Genomic DNA, 20,312 nt, shown 5'->3' on the forward strand with positions numbered 1-20,312 from the left:
TTAACATTTTTTAAACAGATCCCGTCTAAAATTCTGCTTTCAAGAAAGGCTGAAAAATAAAAAGCGATAAGCCTAATTTTTACTACTTTTGCCCCCAGAATGGATATGCAAAAAATAAGGAATTTCTGTATCATCGCCCATATTGATCATGGGAAGAGTACACTAGCGGATAGATTACTGCAAGAAACGCAAACGGTCGCTGACCGCGACATGCAGAATCAGTTGTTGGATAATATGGATTTGGAGCGGGAGCGAGGTATCACAATCAAATCACATGCGATCCAAATGAAGTATACCCATGAGGGTGAGGTTTATACTTTGAACCTGATTGATACTCCGGGGCACGTGGATTTTTCATACGAAGTTTCCAGATCAATTGCTGCCTGTGAAGGTGCATTGCTGATTGTGGATGCTTCCCAGGGTATCGAAGCTCAGACAATCTCTAACTTATACCTGGCTTTGGGCCATGATCTGGAGATCATTCCAGTTTTAAATAAAATTGACCTTCCTGGCGCAGACCCAGAATCAGTTGCGGATGAAGTGATTGATTTGATTGGCTGTGACAGAGAAGATATTATCCTAGCCTCTGGAAAAACCGGAATCGGGGTAGATGATATTTTGAAGGCGGTTGTAACTAGAATTCCTGCACCAAAAGGAGATCCGGATGCACCTCTTCAAGCGATGATTTTTGACTCTGTTTACAACCCATTCCGTGGAGTGGAGGTTATTTTTAGGATTTTCAACGGTACTTTCAGCAAAGGCGATAAAATCAAATTTGTCAATACCGGAAGAGAATACGAGGCGGATGAAATCGGAATTTTGGGCTTGAACCAAATACCTCAGCAAACCATGAGCGCAGGTAACGTAGGCTACCTGATTTCAGGGGTGAAAGTTGCCAAGGAAATCAAAGTAGGGGATACGATTACCCATATCAAGCGTCCTTGTGAAAAGGCGATCCAAGGTTTCGAAAACGTAAAACCTATGGTTTTTGCGGGGATTTATCCTGTGGAAACTACCGATTACGAGGAACTTCGCGCTTCAATGGAAAAACTCCAATTGAACGATGCTTCCTTGGTTTGGGAACCAGAAACTTCCATGGCTTTGGGCTTTGGATTCCGATGCGGTTTCTTGGGAATGCTCCACATGGAGATTATTCAAGAGCGTTTGGAGCGTGAATTTGACATGACAGTGATTACCACAGTTCCTTCGGTTCAGTTCAAAGCTTTAATGACCAATGATACCTATCAGCTGATCAATGCACCATCCGATATGCCGGATCCTACTAGGATGAAGCATATCGAAGAACCTTATGTGAAAGCATCTATTATCACAGCAGCTGAATATGTCGGAGCTGTGATTACCCTTTGCATGGAAAAAAGAGGTCAAATCAAAAATCAGGTTTATCTGACAGCAGAGCGAGTGGAATTGACTTTCGACATGCCTTTGGCAGAGATTGTATTTGATTTCTTTGATAAGTTGAAAACCATTTCCAGAGGATATGCTTCTTTGGATTATGAGCTAATTGGATACCAAGTTTCCCATATGGTGAGACTGGATGTGATGCTAAATGGAGAGCCAGTTGATGCGCTTTCTGCAGTAGTACACAGAGATAAAGCTTATGAGTGGGGCAAGAGACTTTGTGAAAAGTTGAAGGAGTTGGTGCCAAGACAGATGTTTGAAATTGCTATTCAAGCGGCTATCGGAACCAAGATTATTGCCCGTGAAACAGTTAAAGCCCTTCGTAAAAACGTATTGGCGAAGTGTTATGGTGGTGATATTTCCCGTAAGAGAAAACTTCTTGAAAAGCAGAAAAAAGGAAAGAAACGCATGAGGCAAGTCGGTAACGTCGAAGTACCTCAGGAGGCGTTTATGGCGGTGTTGAAGCTAGATTAATCGGGTTAGTGAGGTTAACTTCTTTATTCGATATTGAATATTCGATATTCATAATTTTAAGTTATTGGGTATTCCCGAATAGTTAGTAAAAAATAATATTGATTTAAAAAGAGTGTCATGGAAAGAAAATTTGATTTGGAGGATCGATTAATTGATTTTGCCTCTGAAATCATTTCTTTTACAGACACTATGGTGAGTTCAAAAGCAGGTAATCACATGAGTAGCCAATTACTAAGAAGTGGTACCTCAACTGCTTTAAATTACGGTGAAGCTCAATCAGGAGAATCAAGGCGTGATTTTATTCATAAGTTGAAAATAGTTTTAAAGGAACTCAGAGAAAGCAGAGTTGCACTAAAAATTATTGCTAAATCCAACTTACACCATGATCTAGGTATTGTCAAAAAATTGATAGACGAGTGTAATCAACTGATTTCAATCTTTGTCAAAAGCGTTGAAACTTCAGAAAGGAAGAATCTTTAAAACAGAATATCGAACATCGAACATCGAATAAAGAATGTTGAAGTTTGGTACAAAAAACAAATTTATAATGGCCACACTTATAGACGGAAAACTCACTTCATCTCAAATCAAATCAGAAATTGCTGCTCGCGTGAGTGAAATCAAAGCCGAGGGCGGAAAGACTCCTCATTTGGCTGCGATTCTGGTAGGAAATGATGGCGCTAGCCAAACCTATGTAGGAGCAAAAGTAAAAGCTTGTGAAGAATGTGGCTTTGAGTCAACTTTGGTTCGATTGGATGATACTGTTTCTGAAGAAGAACTGCTAAAAGTCGTGGAAGACATCAACGAAAATCCTGAAATCGATGGATTGATCGTACAGCTTCCTCTACCAAAACATATCTCAGTTGAGAAGGTGACGAACAAGATCAAGCCCGAAAAAGATGTGGATGGTTTTACTCCTGCCAATGTAGGACGTATGGCGCTCAACTGGCCTGCTTATGTGGCGGCAACTCCTTATGGAATTGTGGAGCTTTTGAAAAGGTATGAGATCGAGACATCAGGTAAACACTGTGTCGTAATCGGAAGAAGCCATATCGTGGGTAGCCCAATGAGTATTTTGATGGCGAGAAACGGATATCCAGGAAATGCTACAGTGACTTTGACACATAGCCGAACCAAAAATCTGGAAGAAATCGCCAGAACTGCTGATATTCTAATTGTGGCATTAGGCAAGCCTCATTTCGTAACTGCGGATATGGTGAAGCCAGGAGCCGTGGTCATCGATGTGGGAATCCACAGAATCGAAGATGAGACCAAGAAATCCGGTTTCAGATTGGTAGGTGACGTGAAGTTTGAGGAAGTGGCAGAGAAAGCTTCTGCAATCACTCCGGTACCAGGAGGAGTTGGTCCGATGACCATTGCTTCTTTGCTATACAATACCTTGTTGGCAGCAGAAAAGAAAGTTTACGGTTAAACGTTAAAAATAATTGGAAAAGCTTCGTGGAAGGGGTTGCTTCGAATAGGCAAGCTTTCTACTTTTGCTGACCCTAACCGCGCACGTGGTGAAACTGGTAGACACGCCATCTTGAGGGGGTGGTGCATTAAGTTGTGTGGAAGTTCGAATCTTCTCGTGCGCACAAAAAGCTCTGGAGCAATTCAGGGCTTTTTTGTTTTTAACCGCAGAGCCCGCAGAGTATTTCTCAGAGCGCATAAAGGATTATTTTGGATATTTTACCAGAGGGAGCTTGTTTACTGGGAGGCTTGAAATCTCTTCTAAATAGATAAGATTGCTTTGTGCCTTTGCGAGAGACTATTAATTCAAATAGATTAACTCTCATCAGGAAATCTTAAGTAGAAAATTCCACCAATGGCCTCTTTTTTACCCTCTAAAATCCCTACTTTTTCGGGCTAATTCCATTTCCTATGAATCGACTATTGAAAGCGGCTCTTTTCTCCGCTGCCCTTTTGCTTACCCATTTGACATTTGCACAATCCGCTCAGTTTCCTTTGGTAAAAGGCTTTGGTGGAATCTATGAAGTTCCTGATGCGACAGAACGTCCGGATCCTTCTTTGGAATATAAAATCATTGTTGACATGTCCACAGGGGCAGATGATCCCAAACAGATCAGCAGATGGGTGGATAATATTGCAAGATTGATGAACCTTCATGGCTTGGCAGGTGTCCCCCAGGAAAGAATGCATGTGAAAGTTGTGGTTCATGGCGGAGCTATTTTCACGATTTTGAATAACGAAGAATACCAAAAGCGTTACGAAGTAGACAATCCAAACCTTCCGGTATTTCAGGCTTTGAAAGATGCCGGTGTTGATATCTATGTTTGCGGTCAATCCATGCGTGCGAGAAGCTTGACTAAACCTCAGATTTCCCCATTGGTTGAGATAGCTCATTCAGCTTTGACTACCATCACCACCTACGTGCCTCAGGGCTACACACTCCTGAAATTCTAATACTTGGAATAATTATTGGTAATTTTGGGGGACAGACTTATGAAAAAAAACAGTCCTTCCTCCAAAACCGCTAGTAAAGTCGTTATCGGCTTTTTCTTTGCTGCAATCTTCCTGATTGGGGTGGCAGGTCTTACTTATTATACCCTGAATCGGTTGGTTGATACTGTGGAAGAACTTGCCCAACCTAATCAGAAGCTGAATGTCTTGAATGAACTTCAGGCTGAGATTTTTCAGATTTCCCAGATTGAGAGATTTGGTCAGGAAGGGGATTTCAGGGTTCAGGATTCTTCCATTCAGTCCCTAGATGCCAAATTGGAACAATTGGATGAGTTGGCGGCAGATGATTCTGAGCGAGAAAATATCCAGAGCATTCGAGAAAATCTAAGCACTTTGATTGCAGGTTACTTGGATCTGTTTGAAGTGAAATCCAATCTTGCTAGCAGAAATTTTTCCAGAGAGGCACTTCGAAAAGTAGAACTTGGTATCCGTCGAAGAGCAGCCGATATCGAAACTCAGCCACTCCGGACCTTGCAACCGAGAGATATCATCTTGCAGGAGCTGGAAGAGCAAAATGCCACCAGACAAGAGCTACCGACAGGGCAGGAGTTACAGAAAAGCAGAGTTACTGCTGAGAATGTAGCAAGAGAAGAAGATAAGCTTGTCAATTATTTACGAAATCTTCAAAAGCAAAATACAAATGGGGGGACTACTTCCCAGCCAGCAACTTTGGATAGTATCCTCTACAATATCCGGGGTGTGATATCCCGAATCTATCGAGAGGAATCTGCCCAAAGGCAAAAGTTGGCGACTCTAGAAGCCGAACTTTCCCAAAAACAAAGTGAGATTATCGGTACCATTCAAGAGCTCGTCGGAACCTTGCAAAAGCGTGTTTTGGAGGATTCAGATTCTCAGAACAGTGCTGCTTTTGGCCTGGCAAATGATGTGACTTTCTTTTTGCTTTTAGTAGTCGGCTTAGCGGTATTGGGGTCGGCATTGCTAGTTTACTCCATTCTGAAAGAGATTAGACTCAACCGCACCTATCAGGAAAACCTGGTTATTTCACAACAGAAGTCAGAGCAGCTTGCGAAATCAAAGCAGGAGTTTTTGGCGAATATGAGCCATGAGATCAGAAATCCACTTCATGTCATCCAAGGTTATCAGTCTGTGTTGGAAAAATCCGAATTGGATACGGCGCAGCAATCCTATCTGAGAATGATCGGCTTTGCATCCCAGACTTTGATGGAAATCGTGGACGATGTCCTTGACTTCTCCAAGTTGGAAGCAGGAAAGTTGAAACTGGAAGCGATGCCATTTGATCCGGTTACTCTTTTTGGCTCTCTTCAGAAATTTTATGAATTGCAGGCAGATGAAAAGAAACTCAAATTCCATTGGTCATTGAGTTTGCCAGAAGATAAATGGCTGCAAGGAGATCAGTTGCGGATCAAGCAGATTTTGAATAATCTTTTATCCAATGCATTTAAGTTCACTGCGGAAGGGGGCATCTATGTGAGGGTAAATTGGGAAGAAAATATACTATCTGTGGAGATACAGGACACTGGAATTGGCATGAGTCCGGAGGTTTTGGACAAAGTGTTCCTGGAATTCGACCAGGCAGATAACTCTATTTCGAGAAAATTCGGAGGAACAGGCCTCGGCTTGGCGATCGTTCACCGACTAGTCAACCTCATGGGAGGACATATAGAAACAGAGAGTGAAGAAGGAGTTGGTACCAAATTCCGTATTGCTATTCCAATGGAAACTGCAGCTTCTCAGGTGGCAGATGTGAGTGCTGAAGAGTTTAATTACATCGATTTGACTGATAAAACAGTTTTGTTGGTAGACGATGATAAAGTTGGGTTGAGATATTTAGAGACGATTTTCTCCTATTTTGGAGCGAATGTAATTGCCTATCCAGGCGGCGCGAGCTTCCGGGATGAATTTGAGGAAGTAGCTATTGATTTGGCAATCATTGATATACAGATGCCTGAGTTTTCAGGTTTTGATGTTGTGAAAGCTATTCGGAGTTATCTAGGCTACAAGAATCTTCCTGTCCTTGCCATGACAGCCAATGTCTTTGTAGAGGAAAAAGAGAAAATGATGCAGGAGGGGTTCAATGAATTGCTCTTCAAACCTTTCCAAGAAAAGGCCTTAGTGGCTCGTTTGAGCCGGATTTTCCCTGATCGTGGCACCAAAGGTCAGCCGATGGATCCTGAAGTAAATACAGATCAGCATGAGCTTTTTGACCTGAAAGACATGAGAAGATTCTGTATGGGAGACGAAGATCTTCTGATGGACATTCTCAAAGATTTGATCAAGGATACCCAAAATGACATGTCCAAGCTGAAAAAAGCACGCTTGAATGATCGCTGGGATGAAGTTTTGGAGATTTGCCATCAACTGGGAAGTCGCTTGGGACAGATCAAAAGTCCAGGAGGTGAACTAGCCAGAAAAGTAGAAAACAGCCTCAAGTTAGGTTCTCATAATGGGCTGGGAGATGTGCTGAATCTCCTTGATATTGAGGTTAAAAAGTTATTAGCAGCTCTCTCGGAAACTGTTTATTCTCCGGAGAGCCACTAGGTATCAATCCAATCCGTATTTCTCCATTTTGCTGTAAAGGGTTTTCCTGTCCATGTTCAAAATCCGAGCTGTTTTGGATTTGTTGAATTTGGTGTCGTTCAATACTTTTTGAATCAATTCTTTTTCTTGTTCCACCCATTTAGACTTGTAGTCTTTTGGAGAGGGGAGATCTCCGCCTGCGGAAAGTGAGCTGGAATATCCTCCCTGAGATCCAATTCCAGCAGCTGTAGGCTCATAAAGATCTGTTGGCAAAGCGTCTTTTTCCACCAAAACTCCTGAAGTGAGAAGCACTGCTCTTTTTATGATATTTCGAAGTTCACGTAGGTTGCCCGGCCAATCGTAAGCCAAGAAAATCTCCCAAACTTCTGATGAAAACCCTTTCACAGACTTATTGAGACGGGAATTGCTTTCATCTAAAAATTGCTGTGCAAAATCTTCAAGATCCTCTTTTCTTCTTCTTAAAGGAATGGCCTGAAGGGTAAATTCATTTAATCGATGATATAAATCCTCTCTAAAATGCCCGTCTCCAGACTGTAAGATCAGATTGTCATTGGTTGCAGCGATGATTCTGACATCGATTTGTATCTCTTTATTTCCGCCGATTTTTCGGATGGTTCTTTCTTGGATTGCTCTGAGTAGTTGGATTTGAACTTCATAACTGAGGTTACCGATTTCATCCAAGAATATGGTGCCGCCATGGGCTGACTCAAAATGTCCTGTTTTATGGTCTAATGCTCCTGTAAAGGCTCCTTTGACGTGTCCAAATAATTCACTACCAGCGAGTTCCTTTGGTAGTGCGCCACAGTCAATGGCTATAAATGGTCCATCTTTTCTCGTAGAAAGATCGTGGATTCTTCTCGACACAAATTCCTTCCCAGTTCCGGTTTCTCCTAAAACCAACACGCTTAAATCAGTTGGAGCAACCAGCTGAATATGTTTTTCGAGTTTTTCAGCTTCTGCCGAGCTTCCAATTACATAGCTGCTTTTGGCTACGGAACTCTCTTCTGTCTTTGGAGAGGAAGTCTGTTTTGGACCATCAGAAGCTTTAGCAGAAAGAGATTCTTTTACTGTAGCTAGAAGTTCATCCGGGTTGATTGGTTTGGTAATGTATTCGAAGGCACCCAATTTCATTGCTTTGATAGCAATACGGATGTCTGAATAATGGGTAATCAAAATAACCTGTGTCTGAGGGAATTTTGATTTCGACCATTGTAATAATTCCATCCCAGTGCCATCAGGAAGCCTGAAATCGGCGATGATGAGGTCAAAGGAATTGGTGTTTAAAATTTGCTGTGCATCTTTTACTTTCACACAAGTTTGAACTGCATACCCGTTTTTTTCCAAAAAGGTTTTTACAATTCTAGAGTAGGTCAGGTCGTCTTCGACTAATAAGATTTGCTTCATGTAGAAATAAAGATTGACAATACAAATTAACGAAAAAAGCATCGGACAGCTGCCCGATGCTTTTATTAATATAAGGGATTGAGCAACTATTCTTTTATCTCATTTCCTTCTTGGTCGTATTTCTTGGTCAGTTTTTCTTCTGTACCATCGTCGAATTTAACCTCGAAGTGGAACTTGCCATCTAGCTGAGTAATTTGGAAAGCCTCTGCTATTGGGAGAGCCTTCACTGTTTCATCGGCGGCGATGGTAGCTTTTACTGCATCTGGTAAAGCCTCTGCTTCAATCTTTACTCTTTCTTGTTGAATCGCAGATTCAGATACAATAACATTTTCATTAATCAGTGTAGGCGTAGCCATTGCTATGCCAGACACGAATAGTGCGGACATTAAAAGAACCTTTTTCATGGTAATAATTGGTTTAGTGCTTTGAATTTATTGAATGGTTAGAGTCCGGACTCCTAAATCCAAAACTTGATGTTTCGAATCTGAAACATTTAGTGCGAAGCCTGTGCCAAGAGCTTTTTTCGGCTTCAGAGCCATTTTATTGATGAATGTCAAAAGTTTTTATGGGGAGATATCCCTCAAGCTGTTCCAAAGAAACCTTAAATACTGGGGCAAAATCCTGCCTATCTCTTTTATTTCGCGGCTTTATATATTTTGGGCTCTTTCACAAAATATAAAATCATATAATCGAACTTTTTTTAAGAAAAATTCTTTTAGAAACTAGTAACTTTGAACCTTCTAAATAACATTCGCCAGAATCCATGAGTGACGCCATCAAACACGAATGCGGTATAGCAATGATTAGGCTGCGCAAACCTGTTCAATATTATATTGACAAATACGGTACTGCAGCCTACGCAGCAAACAGGCTTTATGTGTTAATGCAAAAGCAAATCAATCGAGGTCAAGATGGCGCAGGAGTCGCCAACATCAAGATTGGTACAGATCCAGGCACAAGGTATATCAGTAGGTACCGCTCTGTAGAGCCCTCTGCCGTCAATTTTATCTTTGACAAAATCAATAAAAAGTACAAGAAAGCTAAGAAAATCGGAGGTCATGATGCATTGTCAGATGCAGAATGGCTGAAGGAGAATATTGCTTTCACAGGGGAAGTTTGGCTTGGACACCTTCGCTATGGAACACATGGTGAAAACAGCATCGAGACTTGTCACCCTTTCTTGAAGCAAAACAACTGGAGAAGCCGGAACTTGGTGATGGCTGGAAACTTCAACATGACCAATGTGGAGGAGCTCTTCAGTAAGTTGGTTCAACTAGGTCAGCATCCAAAAGAAAAAACGGATACTGTCACAGTGATGGAGAAAATCGGTCACTTCCTAGATGAGGAAAACCAAAGAATCTTTGACAAATACAAGCATCAGTACTCTAATGAGCAAATCACACATGTGATAGAGAATGAGTTGGATGTTGCTAGAATCCTAAGAAGATCTTGTAGAGATTTTGACGGAGGATATACCATGGCAGGGATGATCGGAAACGGGTCCGCTTTTGTAGTTCGCGATCCATCAGGTATTAGACCAGCCTATTATTATGCTGATGATGAGGTAATCGTCGTGGCTTCAGAAAAGCCAGCTATTAAATCGGCTTTCAATATTGATTTCAAATCCATCCAAGAGATTAAGCCAGGTAATGCATTGGTGATCAATAAAGATGGATCATATGCGGAATCTGAAATTCTACCAGCAAGAGAAAAGAAATCATGCAGTTTTGAGCGAATTTATTTCTCTAGAGGAACGGATCCAGCAATCTATCAAGAGCGAAAAGATCTTGGTAAAGCGTTGATTCCTCAGATTTTGAAAGCTATTGACTTCGATCTGAAAAACACGGTTTTCTCTTATATCCCAAATACTGCAGAGACTGCATTCCTTGGAATGATTGAAGGCTTGGAAGATTATCTAAGTGCAAAAAGAAGAGAAGTTTTCCTTGAAGGGAAACCTCACATGGGAGAATTGGATGAGCTTTTGAATTTCAGACCTAGGGTTGAGAAATTGGTGAGCAAGGACGTGAAGTTGCGAACATTCATCACCAATGATGATGATCGTGATACAATGGTTGCCAATGTATATGACACTACTTTCGAAGTGGTGAAACCTGGAGTCGATACCTTGGTTGTGATTGACGACAGTATTGTAAGAGGTACTACTTTGGAGAAAAGCATCCTTACTACCTTGGATAAATTGAACCCTAAGAGAATCATAATTGTCTCTTCTGCTCCTCAGATTCGATTCCCGGATTGTTACGGAATTGACATGTCTAGAATGAAGGAATTCATTGCTTTCAGAGCAGCTTTGGCTTTGCTGAAAGAAAGAAAAATGGAAGATATTCTGGACAAAATCCATGAATCTTGCTTGAGCCATCCTAATTCTTATGAGAATTTTGTGAAGGAAGTTTACAGTCAGTTTACGGATGATGAGATTTCTTCCAAGATTGCTGAGATCGTTTCTTCTGACAATATCAAAGCGGAAGTTCAAGTGATTTTCCAGACTGTAGAAAATTTACATAAGTGCATTCCAAACCATATCGGTGACTGGTATTTTACTGGAAATTATCCTACGACAGGAGGAACTCGAGTGGTAAATAAATCATTTGCCAACTTTATGGAAGGTAAAACTGTAAGAGCATATTAATCTCTGAAAAGAGAAATCTCATAATTAAAGGGCACAAAGCATTTCTTTGTGCCCTTTTTCATTTCATTCCTGCCGGAATGATATATTAGTGTTTCAAAAAAAAAGTAAGTAAAACATGGACATAAACGTATCCCTTTTAAAAGAAATCTGTGAAATAGCCGGTGCTCCGGGATTTGAAAAACGAGTGAGGGATCTTGTAGTTGAATTGGTAACCCCATTGGCAGATGAGGTGAAAATTGACAATCTCGGGAATGTGATTGCTGTCAAAAAAGGAAAGAGAAATCCGGAAAATAAGCGTGTGATGGTAGCAGCTCACCTGGACGAAATCGGATTTATCGTTACCCATATTGATGACAATGGCTTTTTGAGATTCCACACCTTGGGTGGATTTGACCCAAAAACATTAACTGCTCAACGAGTGATCGTACATGGAAAAAAAGACCTTATCGGGGTCATGGGAAGTAAACCTATCCATGTGATGTCAACCGAGGAGAGAAATAAACTTCCTAAGACAACAGACTTTTTCATTGACTTGGGGATGCCAAAATCAGAAGTTGAAAAATACATTTCTATTGGAGATCCTGTGACCAGAGATCGTGAACTTATCGAGATGGGAGATTGTGTGAACTGTAAGTCAATAGACAATCGGGTTGCGGTTTTTATCTTAATCGAAACGCTCAAAAAACTGGAAAATCCTGCCTATGATGTCTATGCTACTTTTACTGTCCAAGAGGAAGTAGGCCTTCGCGGTGCCAATGTGGCTGCACATGGAATCAACCCTGATTTCGGGATTGCTTTGGATACGACCATTGCCTTTGATGTCCCTGGGGCTCAGGCACATGAGAAAGTTACAGAGCTTGGAAAAGGTACTGCTATCAAAATTATGGATGCAATGACGATCTGTGATTACAGAATGGTAGGGTTCATGAAGCAAACCGCTGCAAAGGAAAAGATCACATGGCAGCCTGAAATCCTCACTGCCGGAGGAACAGATACAGCTGGAGTACAGCGAATGGGCAAACAAGGAGCTATCGCGGGAGCAATTTCAATTCCGACTCGACATCTTCATCAAGTGATTGAAATGGCTCACAAGCAGGATATAGCTGATTCCATAGCTTTGCTCAAAGCCTGTCTGGAGCAAGTTGATCAATATGATTGGAAACACTGATTTACCATTCTGAATTTTGCTAGCCTCACTGAGTTTTCAGTGGGGCTTTTTTTATGCTAAAAAACTGATGGTCTTCTTTTTGCAACTTTTGAAGATCATGAGTACACAAAATCTGACACAAAAAAAGCTGGTAAATCTGGATAGAATCCGAGTTGAACCATTTCTGGCCTTTGGGAATGAGAAAAAAATCTTTGTCAAAGGCCGTGTAATCAGTTCCTATAAGAGAAAAAGACCTTCTTCCAGAAAGTCCTGGTTGAAGAATATCATTGCTACAATCAAAAGATATTCGGTTACAAGTATTCCAGATGCCTTGGTTGAAATCCATTTTCATCAGCATCGATTTGAGGTGACAACGGATGAAGATGGGGTTTTCGAGAAACAGATTGAGGTAGAAAATCCCAGTCCAAAATCCATTGAACATGTGAATTTCAAGGTTCTGAGTCCGGTAGCTAAAAAAAACTCAACCTGGGTTAGCAAAGAGGTAAATAGATACAATGAGCCGGTGGGAGTCATTTCAGATATTGATGACACCGTACTTATTTCACACTCCACTCAATTAGGAAAAAAGCTTTGGCTTTCCATTTCAAAGAACGCCTACACAAGAAGACCGCTGCCAGGTGTTTCGAAGTTTTACCATGAACTGACACATAGAGGAGAAGTTCCCATTTTCTATGTTTCCAGCAGCGATTGGTCGCTTTATGACTTAATTCGGGACTTTTTGAGGTATAGAAATATCCCTATTGGCCCGACCCTGCTGAAAGACAAGCATATCAACTTAAAGAATGTCTGGAAATCCGGAGGAGGAAGTCATGACCATAAACTGGAGAAAATCAGAAACATATTTTCGATCTATCCCAAGATGAAATTCTTTTTGATTGGAGACAGTGGTCAGCATGATCCTGAGATATATGCTAAAATCATTCAGGAGTTTCCCAGCCGGGTCAAAGCAGTTTTTATCCGTTTGGTAGGAGAATTGGAATCAGATAGGAAAGAGAAATTAGCGAAAATTATCGCCCTTGATAATTTCTTCTTTATAGAATCATCCGAAGAAGCCATCGAATTGGCTAAGAAAAACCACTTTATTTAATAAACACCATGTCACAAGTCTGTTTATTTATTTTCAATCCAATATCAGGAGACAACGCATACCAAAAAGAAGAGATTTTGGAGATGCTTGAACTTAAAATGCCAAATTTTCAAACTCATTTGTTTGTAACTACTGGCGAGAATGATAGTGATAAGATCAAATCAGAATTTGATCGGGTCTCACCCAATCTAGTTATGGTGGGTGGAGGTGATGGTACCGTCAAGCTTGTAGCGATGAGTTTGAAACAAGAGCAGGTGCCAATTTGCATTGTTCCTTTTGGTTCTGCCAATGGACTGGCCAAATGTATGGGAATAGATACTATCGAGGATGCTTGGGAAGCTATCCGTGATTTTCATGTGCAGGATGTCGATGCGATTCGAATCCGGGATGAAATCTGTCTTCACCTTTCTGATTTTGGTTTTAATGCAAATCTGGTCAAGAGATTTGAGGAGAAAGCTGGAAGAGGAATGTTGGCTTATATTCAGAGTTCCATCTCAGAAATTTTCAACGCGGAACCACATAGATACCTCCTTGAAATAAATGGAGAAAAACATGAAGTTGCCGCGAAAATGCTAGTGATAGCAAATGGTGACCGCTATGGAACCGGAGCTTTGATCAATTGCAAAGGGAAATTATATGATGGAAAATTTGAGATAATTGCCCTAAATCCAGAATCTGCTAAAGACTATATCCGTATGACCTTAGCGATGTTTCGGGGAGATTTGGAGGAGCAAAGAGATTCCAAAATATGGAGGGGAGATAGCTGTGTGATTCATAATCTGGATAAAATCGAGTTCCAGATTGATGGAGAAATGATGGGGAAACCAGAAAAAATCTCAGCTGAAATTGAGAAGCATGCATTTCAGTTTATCACCTCAAAGACCTACGCTGCCTGTCAGTCAACTTAAATCCAATCCGTTTGTCATTCAAATGGTTTTTAGAACCTAGGATTTGCATATCTTACTTTTTTAATCCCAATAGCAAGATGAAAAAGTACCTCCAAGTTGCAATCCTAGGTTTATTATTTTATTCCTGTTCACCAAGTGAAAAATCAGAAATTACGAAAGTGGCAGAGCCTGAATCCGAATGGATAGAGATGTTCAATGGACAAAATCTCGAAGGCTGGATTCCTAAAATTCAACACCATGAAACAGGAGATAATTACGCCAATACTTTTCGCGTAGTTGATGGAATCATCGAGGTGAATTATGATGATTACAACGAGGGTTTCAATGATCGTTATGGCCATTTATTTTATGAAAAGCCCTTTTCATCTTTCCACATGACCTGGGAATATAGATTCACAGATCAATGGCTGGAAGATGCAGCAAGTTATACTTACAGAAACAGCGGGGTGATGTTCCATTCCCAAGATCCAAATACGATTCTGAAGGAGCAGGATTGGCCGATCTCAGTGGAGTGGCAAATGCTTGCAGAAGAGAAAGAAGGAGTTGCCAGACCAACAGGAAATATGTGTTCTCCCGGAACAGATGTGTTTTTTGAAGGAGAAAAAGATCCAAGACATTGCATCAATTCAACTTCCCCAACTTTCAAATGGGATGAGTGGGTTCGTGCAGATTTGATCGTTTTTCAGGATTCATTAGTGCTTCACTTGGTCAATGGCGATACAGTTTTGCGCTATACCAAACCTCAAATTGGTGGAGGTACGGCAACTCGATTTGATCCTGCAATTAAAATTGATGGAACTCCGCTAACGGAAGGATTCATCGGTCTTCAGAGTGAAGGGCAAGGAGTTTTATTCCGTGATCTAAGAATTAAAGAACTCTAAGAGTCAGATTTATTCCATTTGGTTTTTTCTCGTTAAATTGATGCCTGCGTCAATTTTTCAATTTAAAACACTGATTTCATGGAATCTAAAAATGGCTTTTTAAAAATGACAATGGCAGAGTTTGGAGCTTGGATCCAAACCCAGCGAATTGCCAGAACCATTCTCACTATTCAGCAGCATCACACCTGGAGTCCCAGCTATGTGCATTTCAATGGAAGAAACCATTTTGATAGGCAAGTAGCGATGAAAAACCATCATGTGCGAAACAATGGCTGGAGTGATATTGGACAGCATTTTACTACTTTCCCAGATGGAACAATTGTAACCGGAAGATCTTTGGAGGCTACGCCAGCTTGTATTTTCGGAGCTAATCGAGATTCTATTTGCATAGAACATTTGGGCAATTTTGACCATGGGGGAGACCAGATGACGAATGAGCATAGGGATACCATCGTAAAAATGACGGCCGCTTTGTGTCAGAAATTCAGATTACCAGTCAACAGCTTTAGCATCATTTACCACCATTGGTTTGAGTTAAGCACAGGAAAACGAAACAATGGCTCGGGTGGGAATAAAACTTGTCCGGGAACCAATTTCTTTGGAGGAAACAAGGTTACTGACTTTCAGACTTTTTTCCTTCCTCTGGTAAATCAGGAATTGGGTGGACAGGTAAATTCTCCTAGTCCTCCAGCGGCAATCCAAAAATACATGGCTGTTACAGCTGATTCTTTAAATATCCGGATGGATCCTTCAGGGTCAGCTCCGAAAACTCAAGATCGAGAACCAGCTCAATTGGGAGCAATTTTGAGAATCTATGATGAAGCCAATGGCTGGTTAAAAATTTCCAACAGCCAATCGCATTGGGTTTATGGAAAGTATACCGTTGAGGTATTTCGAGCCACTGTCAATGCGAATGTCCTAAGGGTAAGGAGTGGTCCGGGGACACAATATGAAATTGTAGATAATTTGATGCAATCCGAGGAAGTCTTTATTTCCAAGGAAAGCAATGGTTGGTGCAAGATAAGTCTTGAAGAAAAATGGCTTAGTAAATCCTTTTTGGATTTTGACTAATAAAAAAGCGGAGCATTTGCTCCGCTTTTCATTTAATCGTTATCCTAGTTTTGCCAGGCTTTCTTCCAAAGCCTTGATTTTAGCTTCGGCATCAGCTTGTTTCTTTCGTTCCATTTCTATCACTTTTTCGGGAGCTCCAGCCACAAATCGCTCGTTGCTGAGTTTCTTCATCACCGAGTTTAAGAAGCCTTTTGTGTAGTCCAGTTCTTTCTGGATATTCTCCTTTTCCTCTTCCACATTGATGGCATCTCCCATCGGAACAAAGCATTCGTCTGCTTTTACCACAAAGCTGATTGCATTTTCTACTTTATCTCCGAAACTCAAGGAAGACAAATTGGCTAGTTTGTTTAAAACTGTCTCAAATCGTTTATAGAGTTGGTTTTGAGAGGTTTTAATGGTGAGGTCCAGCGCTTCTTTTGGAGACATTCCCTTCGAAGCACGTAAGTTTCTTACCTGCGAAACCACTTCAAAAACTTGAGATGCTTCTTCAATTATTTTTGCATCAAAAGATTTTGCCTCTGGCCATGATGCCAAAATCAGCGATTCTTCAACTGATCTTTCTTTGATTTGATGCCAAAGTTCCTCGGAAATAAATGGCATAAACGGATGAAGGATCTTCAGAATATCTTCAAATAGCGCAATGGTCTTATCGTAAGTAGCCTGATCAATTGGATGCTGATATTCTGGCTTGATCATTTCAAGATACCAAGAACAGAAATCTCCCCAAACCAACTTATAAGTAGTCATCAAAGCATCTGATATCCTGAATTTGTCGAAGTGTTCATTGATCTCTACCAGCGCTTGATTAAATCGGTTTTCAAACCATTCTATACTTGAGGCATTTGCTGATCCGTCCAAAGTCGGGTCAATTTCCCAACCTTTTACCAGTCTGAATGCATTCCATATTTTATTGGCAAAGTTTCTTCCTTGTTCAACTAGTTTGTCATCGTAAGGAAGATCATTTCCAGCAGGAGAGGAGAAGAGCATGCCTGTTCTGACTCCATCTGCTCCATTTTGTGCGATCAAATCTAATGGATCGGGAGAATTGCCCAGAGATTTGGACATTTTTCTACCCAATTTATCACGGACAATCCCTGTGAGATACACATTTTTGAATGGCTTTTCACCCATGTATTCATATCCAGCGATGATCATTCTAGCTACCCAGAAGAATAGAATTTCAGGAGCAGTCACCAGATCATTGGTTGGGTAATAATACTTCAGATCTTCGTTTGGCTTACCAGTGGTAAATACATCGGTATCAAAAACCGAAATCGGCCACAACCAAGAGCTAAACCAGGTGTCCAAAACATCCTCTTCCTGATTCAGATCAGACAGTTGGTAATTTTGTCCATAAGTTTTGTTGGCGATTTCCAGTGCTTCTTCTGCAGTTTTAGCAACTACATATTCGCCATTTGGCAAGAAATAGGCAGGAATTCTATGTCCCCACCAAAGCTGACGGGAAATACACCAATCGCGTACATTTTCCATCCAAGAACGATACATGTTCTTGAATTTTGGTGGATATAGCTGAATCACATCATCCATTACCGAGCTTAAAGCTGGCTTAGTGATTTCATCCATTTTCAAGAACCACTGCATGGAAAGCTTAGGTTCGATCACTGCATCCGTTCTTTCGGAATGACCTACATTGGATTTATAATCTTCGATTTTTTCTAGTTGATCGATTTCATTCAGTTTTTTGCCAATCATTTTTCTGGCAACAAATCGATCTTCGCCAACTAGAATCTGGGCTTTTTCATTGAGCGTTCCGTCATCGTTTAAGATGTCGATTACCTCCAATTTATGTTTCAGCCCTAGTTCGTAGTCATTGATATCGTGAGCTGGAGTTACTTTGAGACAACCGGTACCGAATTCCATATCCACGTATTCATCTTCGATGATTGGAATAGGACGATTGATCAAAGGAACGATAGCTTTCTTTCCCTTTAGATGAGTAAATCGAGGGTCATTTGGATTGACACAAATCGCCACATCGGCCATGATTGTTTCAGGTCGTGTCGTAGCAATCGTCAAAAACTCATTTTCAGTTCCTTCGATTTGATACTTGATATAGTAGAGTTTGGATTGGATCTCTTTGGTAATTACCTCGTCATCAGACAAGGCTGTTTTACCTTGAGGATCCCAGTTGACCATACGGATTCCGCGATAAATTTTACCTTTTTTGTGCAAGTCCACAAAAACAGAGATCACGGCATCACTCAGACCTTCGTCCATGGTAAAGGCCGTACGATCCCAATCGCAGGAAGCTCCTAGCTTTTTCAGTTGCTCCAGGATGATTCCTCCGTATTTCTCTTTCCATTCCCAGGCATGCTTTAAAAACTCCTCACGGGTAATTGATTTCTTATCAATTCCCTGTTCCTTCAGCATATTTACAACTTTCGTTTCCGTAGCAATGGAAGCGTGGTCAGTTCCAGGTACCCAGCAGGCGTTTTTACCTTGCATTCTGGCGCGACGGATCAAAACATCCTGAATTGTATTGTTTAGCATATGTCCCATGTGCAAGACCCCTGTGACGTTTGGTGGAGGGATTACTATGGTGTAAGGCTCTTTATTCGGATCAACTTTCGAAGAAAAAAGCTTGTGCTCCATCCAGTAAGCGTACCACTTGGCTTCGGCTGAGGCTGGATCGTATTTACTTGCAATAGACATAATCGGGAAATTATTTGAGGGGCAAAAATAGTGGATTTATACCTTTTAGCCTGTTTAAAAATGAATAAATGTCAAGGCGAATTTCCAAGGTAGAACCAGAAATCACTGGTTGAGCCACTTTAATTCTAATTTTTTTTACTTCAAGAAAAAGATTCCTCTCGGCTTATAAGGATAAGGATATCAAAAGGATGAAGATCGGGAAAAACAATCCAAAAGGTTCATAGGTTTTAAAATCCTTTACATTTCATCATTAAACCCTAAATTTGCCCACTGAAAGATTTTTACACATGAGCGACAGCACAACCAACACCTTGAGTACTTGGGTGGAAGTTCCCAAAAATTCTGATTTCACTATTTACAATCTTCCTTTTGGGGTTTTCAAAAACAAGAGACTGAGTCCTAGAACTGGAATAGCGATAGGAGATAAGATTGTTGATCTAAGTGTTTTGGATCAGGAAGGCTTTTTCTCTGATTTGTTTTTGCCAGAGGGGATCTTCTTGAATGAAGCCCTCAATGAATTGATTTCTTTGGGAAAAGTCCAGACAAAAAAGATTCGGGAGAGGGTTCAGGATTTGCTTTTGGCAGATAATGAAAAGCTACGTGATCACTCTGCCCGAGGAAAGGTAATGGTCAATCGGAAGGAAGCAGAAATGCTTTTGCCAGTGAAAATCGGGGATTACACAGATTTTTATAGCTCTATGGAGCATGCCACCAACGTAGGCAAGATGTTTCGTGATCCGGAAAATGCCTTATTGCCAAACTGGAAACATTTACCTGTTGGCTATCATGGGAGAGCCTCCAGCATTATACCTTCAGGAGTACCCATCCACAGACCTAAAGGTCAATTCAAAACTCCTGATATGGAAACTCCTGGCTTTGGACCATCCAAAAAGATGGATTTTGAATTGGAACTTGCTTTCATAACCGGGAAATCTACCAAGCTGGGAGATTCAGTTTCAACTGCTGATGCAGAGGATTATATCTTCGGTTTTGTGCTTTTCAACGACTGGTCAGCAAGAGATATCCAAGCTTGGGAATACGTTCCTTTGGGACCTTTCCTTGGCAAAAGCTTTGCCTCATCTATTTCTCCATGGGTGGTGACTTTGGAAGCTTTGGAATATTTCAAAACAGAGGGTCCGGTTCAGGAACCTGAGGTTTTGCCGTATTTGCAATGTGAGAAAGCCTATAGTTTCGATATCAATTTAGAGGTTTATATTCAGCCTGAGGACAAAAAAGCATCCAAGGTTTGCCAGTCAAACTTTAAATACATGTACTGGAATGTGGCTCAGCAACTAGCCCATCATACTGTAAATGGCTGCAATATTAATGTGGGCGATTTGATGGCTTCCGGGACAATCTCTGGTAAAACGGAAGATTCATTTGGATCAATGCTTGAGCTTTCTTGGAACGGAAAGAATCTTGTAAAATTGGAGACAGGAGAGGAGCGAACTTTCTTGGAAGATGGAGATACCGTGATAATGAAAGGCTATTCAGAAAAGGATGGATTCCGTGTAGGATTTGGAGAAGTTAAAGGACAATTGCTTCCAGCGAAGTAAAATTTATAATTATAATTCAAAAA

At 40.9% G+C, this 20,312-nt stretch carries 15 protein-coding genes and 1 tRNA gene; 13 read left to right on the forward strand and 3 right to left on the reverse strand.

The annotated features are described in order from the left end of the window. The first annotated feature begins 99 nt into the window (after nt 1-99). The 6 genes from lepA (at nt 100) to J0A69_RS21120 (ending at nt 6,894) form a co-directional block, all read left to right on the forward strand. On the forward strand, nt 100-1,893 hold the full coding sequence (gene lepA, locus J0A69_RS21095) for a translation elongation factor 4 (RefSeq protein WP_206588617.1): 1,794 nt from the start codon (nt 100-102) through the stop codon (nt 1,891-1,893). Between the two features lie 117 nt (nt 1,894-2,010). Next, on the forward strand, nt 2,011-2,373 hold the full coding sequence (locus J0A69_RS21100; RefSeq protein ID WP_206588618.1) for a four helix bundle protein: 363 nt from the start codon (nt 2,011-2,013) through the stop codon (nt 2,371-2,373). A 67-nt stretch (nt 2,374-2,440) separates the two neighbouring features. After that, nucleotides 2,441-3,325 carry a bifunctional 5,10-methylenetetrahydrofolate dehydrogenase/5,10-methenyltetrahydrofolate cyclohydrolase gene (locus J0A69_RS21105; RefSeq protein ID WP_206588619.1) on the forward strand — a complete coding sequence of 295 codons (885 nt, stop codon included), beginning with the start codon at nt 2,441-2,443 and terminating at the stop codon, nt 3,323-3,325. A gap of 79 nt (nt 3,326-3,404) precedes the next feature. Then, nucleotides 3,405-3,488, forward strand: a tRNA-Leu gene (locus J0A69_RS21110). A gap of 286 nt (nt 3,489-3,774) precedes the next feature. Continuing rightward, a complete protein-coding gene (locus tag J0A69_RS21115) occupies nt 3,775-4,317 on the forward strand; it encodes a DsrE family protein (RefSeq protein ID WP_206588620.1) in 543 nt (180 codons plus the stop codon). 39 nt (nt 4,318-4,356) lie between these two features. Then, complete coding sequence (locus J0A69_RS21120) at nt 4,357-6,894, forward strand: hybrid sensor histidine kinase/response regulator (RefSeq protein ID WP_206588621.1); 2,538 nt, start codon at nt 4,357-4,359, stop codon at nt 6,892-6,894. A 3-nt stretch (nt 6,895-6,897) separates the two neighbouring features. Here the strand turns inward: J0A69_RS21120 and J0A69_RS21125 are convergent, their stop codons facing one another. Then, nucleotides 6,898-8,298: a sigma-54-dependent transcriptional regulator gene (locus J0A69_RS21125; protein ID WP_206588622.1), complete on the reverse strand. Its 1,401-nt coding sequence runs from the start codon at nt 8,296-8,298 to the stop codon at nt 6,898-6,900. A gap of 86 nt (nt 8,299-8,384) precedes the next feature. Next, nucleotides 8,385-8,702 (reverse strand): hypothetical protein, encoded by a 318-nt coding sequence (locus J0A69_RS21130; protein ID WP_206588623.1) that lies wholly within the window; start codon nt 8,700-8,702, stop codon nt 8,385-8,387. A gap of 359 nt (nt 8,703-9,061) precedes the next feature. Here J0A69_RS21130 and J0A69_RS21135 point away from each other — a divergent pair, with 359 nt between their 5' ends. The 6 genes from J0A69_RS21135 (at nt 9,062) to J0A69_RS21160 (ending at nt 16,060) form a co-directional block, all read left to right on the forward strand. Continuing rightward, the gene (locus J0A69_RS21135) at nt 9,062-10,945 is read left to right on the forward strand and encodes an amidophosphoribosyltransferase (RefSeq protein WP_206588624.1); all 1,884 of its coding nucleotides are present in this window, start codon (nt 9,062-9,064) and stop codon (nt 10,943-10,945) included. Nucleotides 10,946-11,060: 115 nt separating this feature from the next. Continuing rightward, the gene (locus J0A69_RS21140; protein ID WP_206588625.1) at nt 11,061-12,113 is read left to right on the forward strand and encodes a M42 family metallopeptidase; all 1,053 of its coding nucleotides are present in this window, start codon (nt 11,061-11,063) and stop codon (nt 12,111-12,113) included. 97 nt (nt 12,114-12,210) lie between these two features. Then, nucleotides 12,211-13,200, forward strand: coding sequence for an App1 family protein (locus tag J0A69_RS21145; protein ID WP_236033063.1), 990 nt, complete (start codon nt 12,211-12,213; stop codon nt 13,198-13,200). Nucleotides 13,201-13,208: 8 nt separating this feature from the next. Beyond that, nucleotides 13,209-14,108, forward strand: a complete 900-nt coding sequence (locus J0A69_RS21150) for a diacylglycerol/lipid kinase family protein (protein WP_206588627.1) — start codon at nt 13,209-13,211, stop codon at nt 14,106-14,108. A gap of 188 nt (nt 14,109-14,296) precedes the next feature. Beyond that, a complete protein-coding gene (locus tag J0A69_RS21155) occupies nt 14,297-14,989 on the forward strand; it encodes a 3-keto-disaccharide hydrolase (protein WP_394369898.1) in 693 nt (230 codons plus the stop codon). Between the two features lie 78 nt (nt 14,990-15,067). Further along, the gene (locus J0A69_RS21160; RefSeq protein WP_206588629.1) at nt 15,068-16,060 is read left to right on the forward strand and encodes an N-acetylmuramoyl-L-alanine amidase; all 993 of its coding nucleotides are present in this window, start codon (nt 15,068-15,070) and stop codon (nt 16,058-16,060) included. A gap of 39 nt (nt 16,061-16,099) precedes the next feature. Here J0A69_RS21160 and J0A69_RS21165 read toward each other — a convergent pair whose 3' ends face one another. Further along, nucleotides 16,100-18,733, reverse strand: a complete 2,634-nt coding sequence (locus J0A69_RS21165; protein WP_206588630.1) for a valine--tRNA ligase — start codon at nt 18,731-18,733, stop codon at nt 16,100-16,102. Nucleotides 18,734-19,020: 287 nt separating this feature from the next. Here J0A69_RS21165 and fahA point away from each other — a divergent pair, with 287 nt between their 5' ends. Further along, nucleotides 19,021-20,289: a fumarylacetoacetase gene (gene fahA / locus J0A69_RS21170; RefSeq protein WP_206588631.1), complete on the forward strand. Its 1,269-nt coding sequence runs from the start codon at nt 19,021-19,023 to the stop codon at nt 20,287-20,289. Nucleotides 20,290-20,312 lie beyond the last annotated feature (23 nt).

Source organism: Algoriphagus pacificus, from assembly GCF_017254845.1.
Classification (GTDB): Bacteria; Bacteroidota; Bacteroidia; order Cytophagales; family Cyclobacteriaceae; genus Algoriphagus; species Algoriphagus pacificus.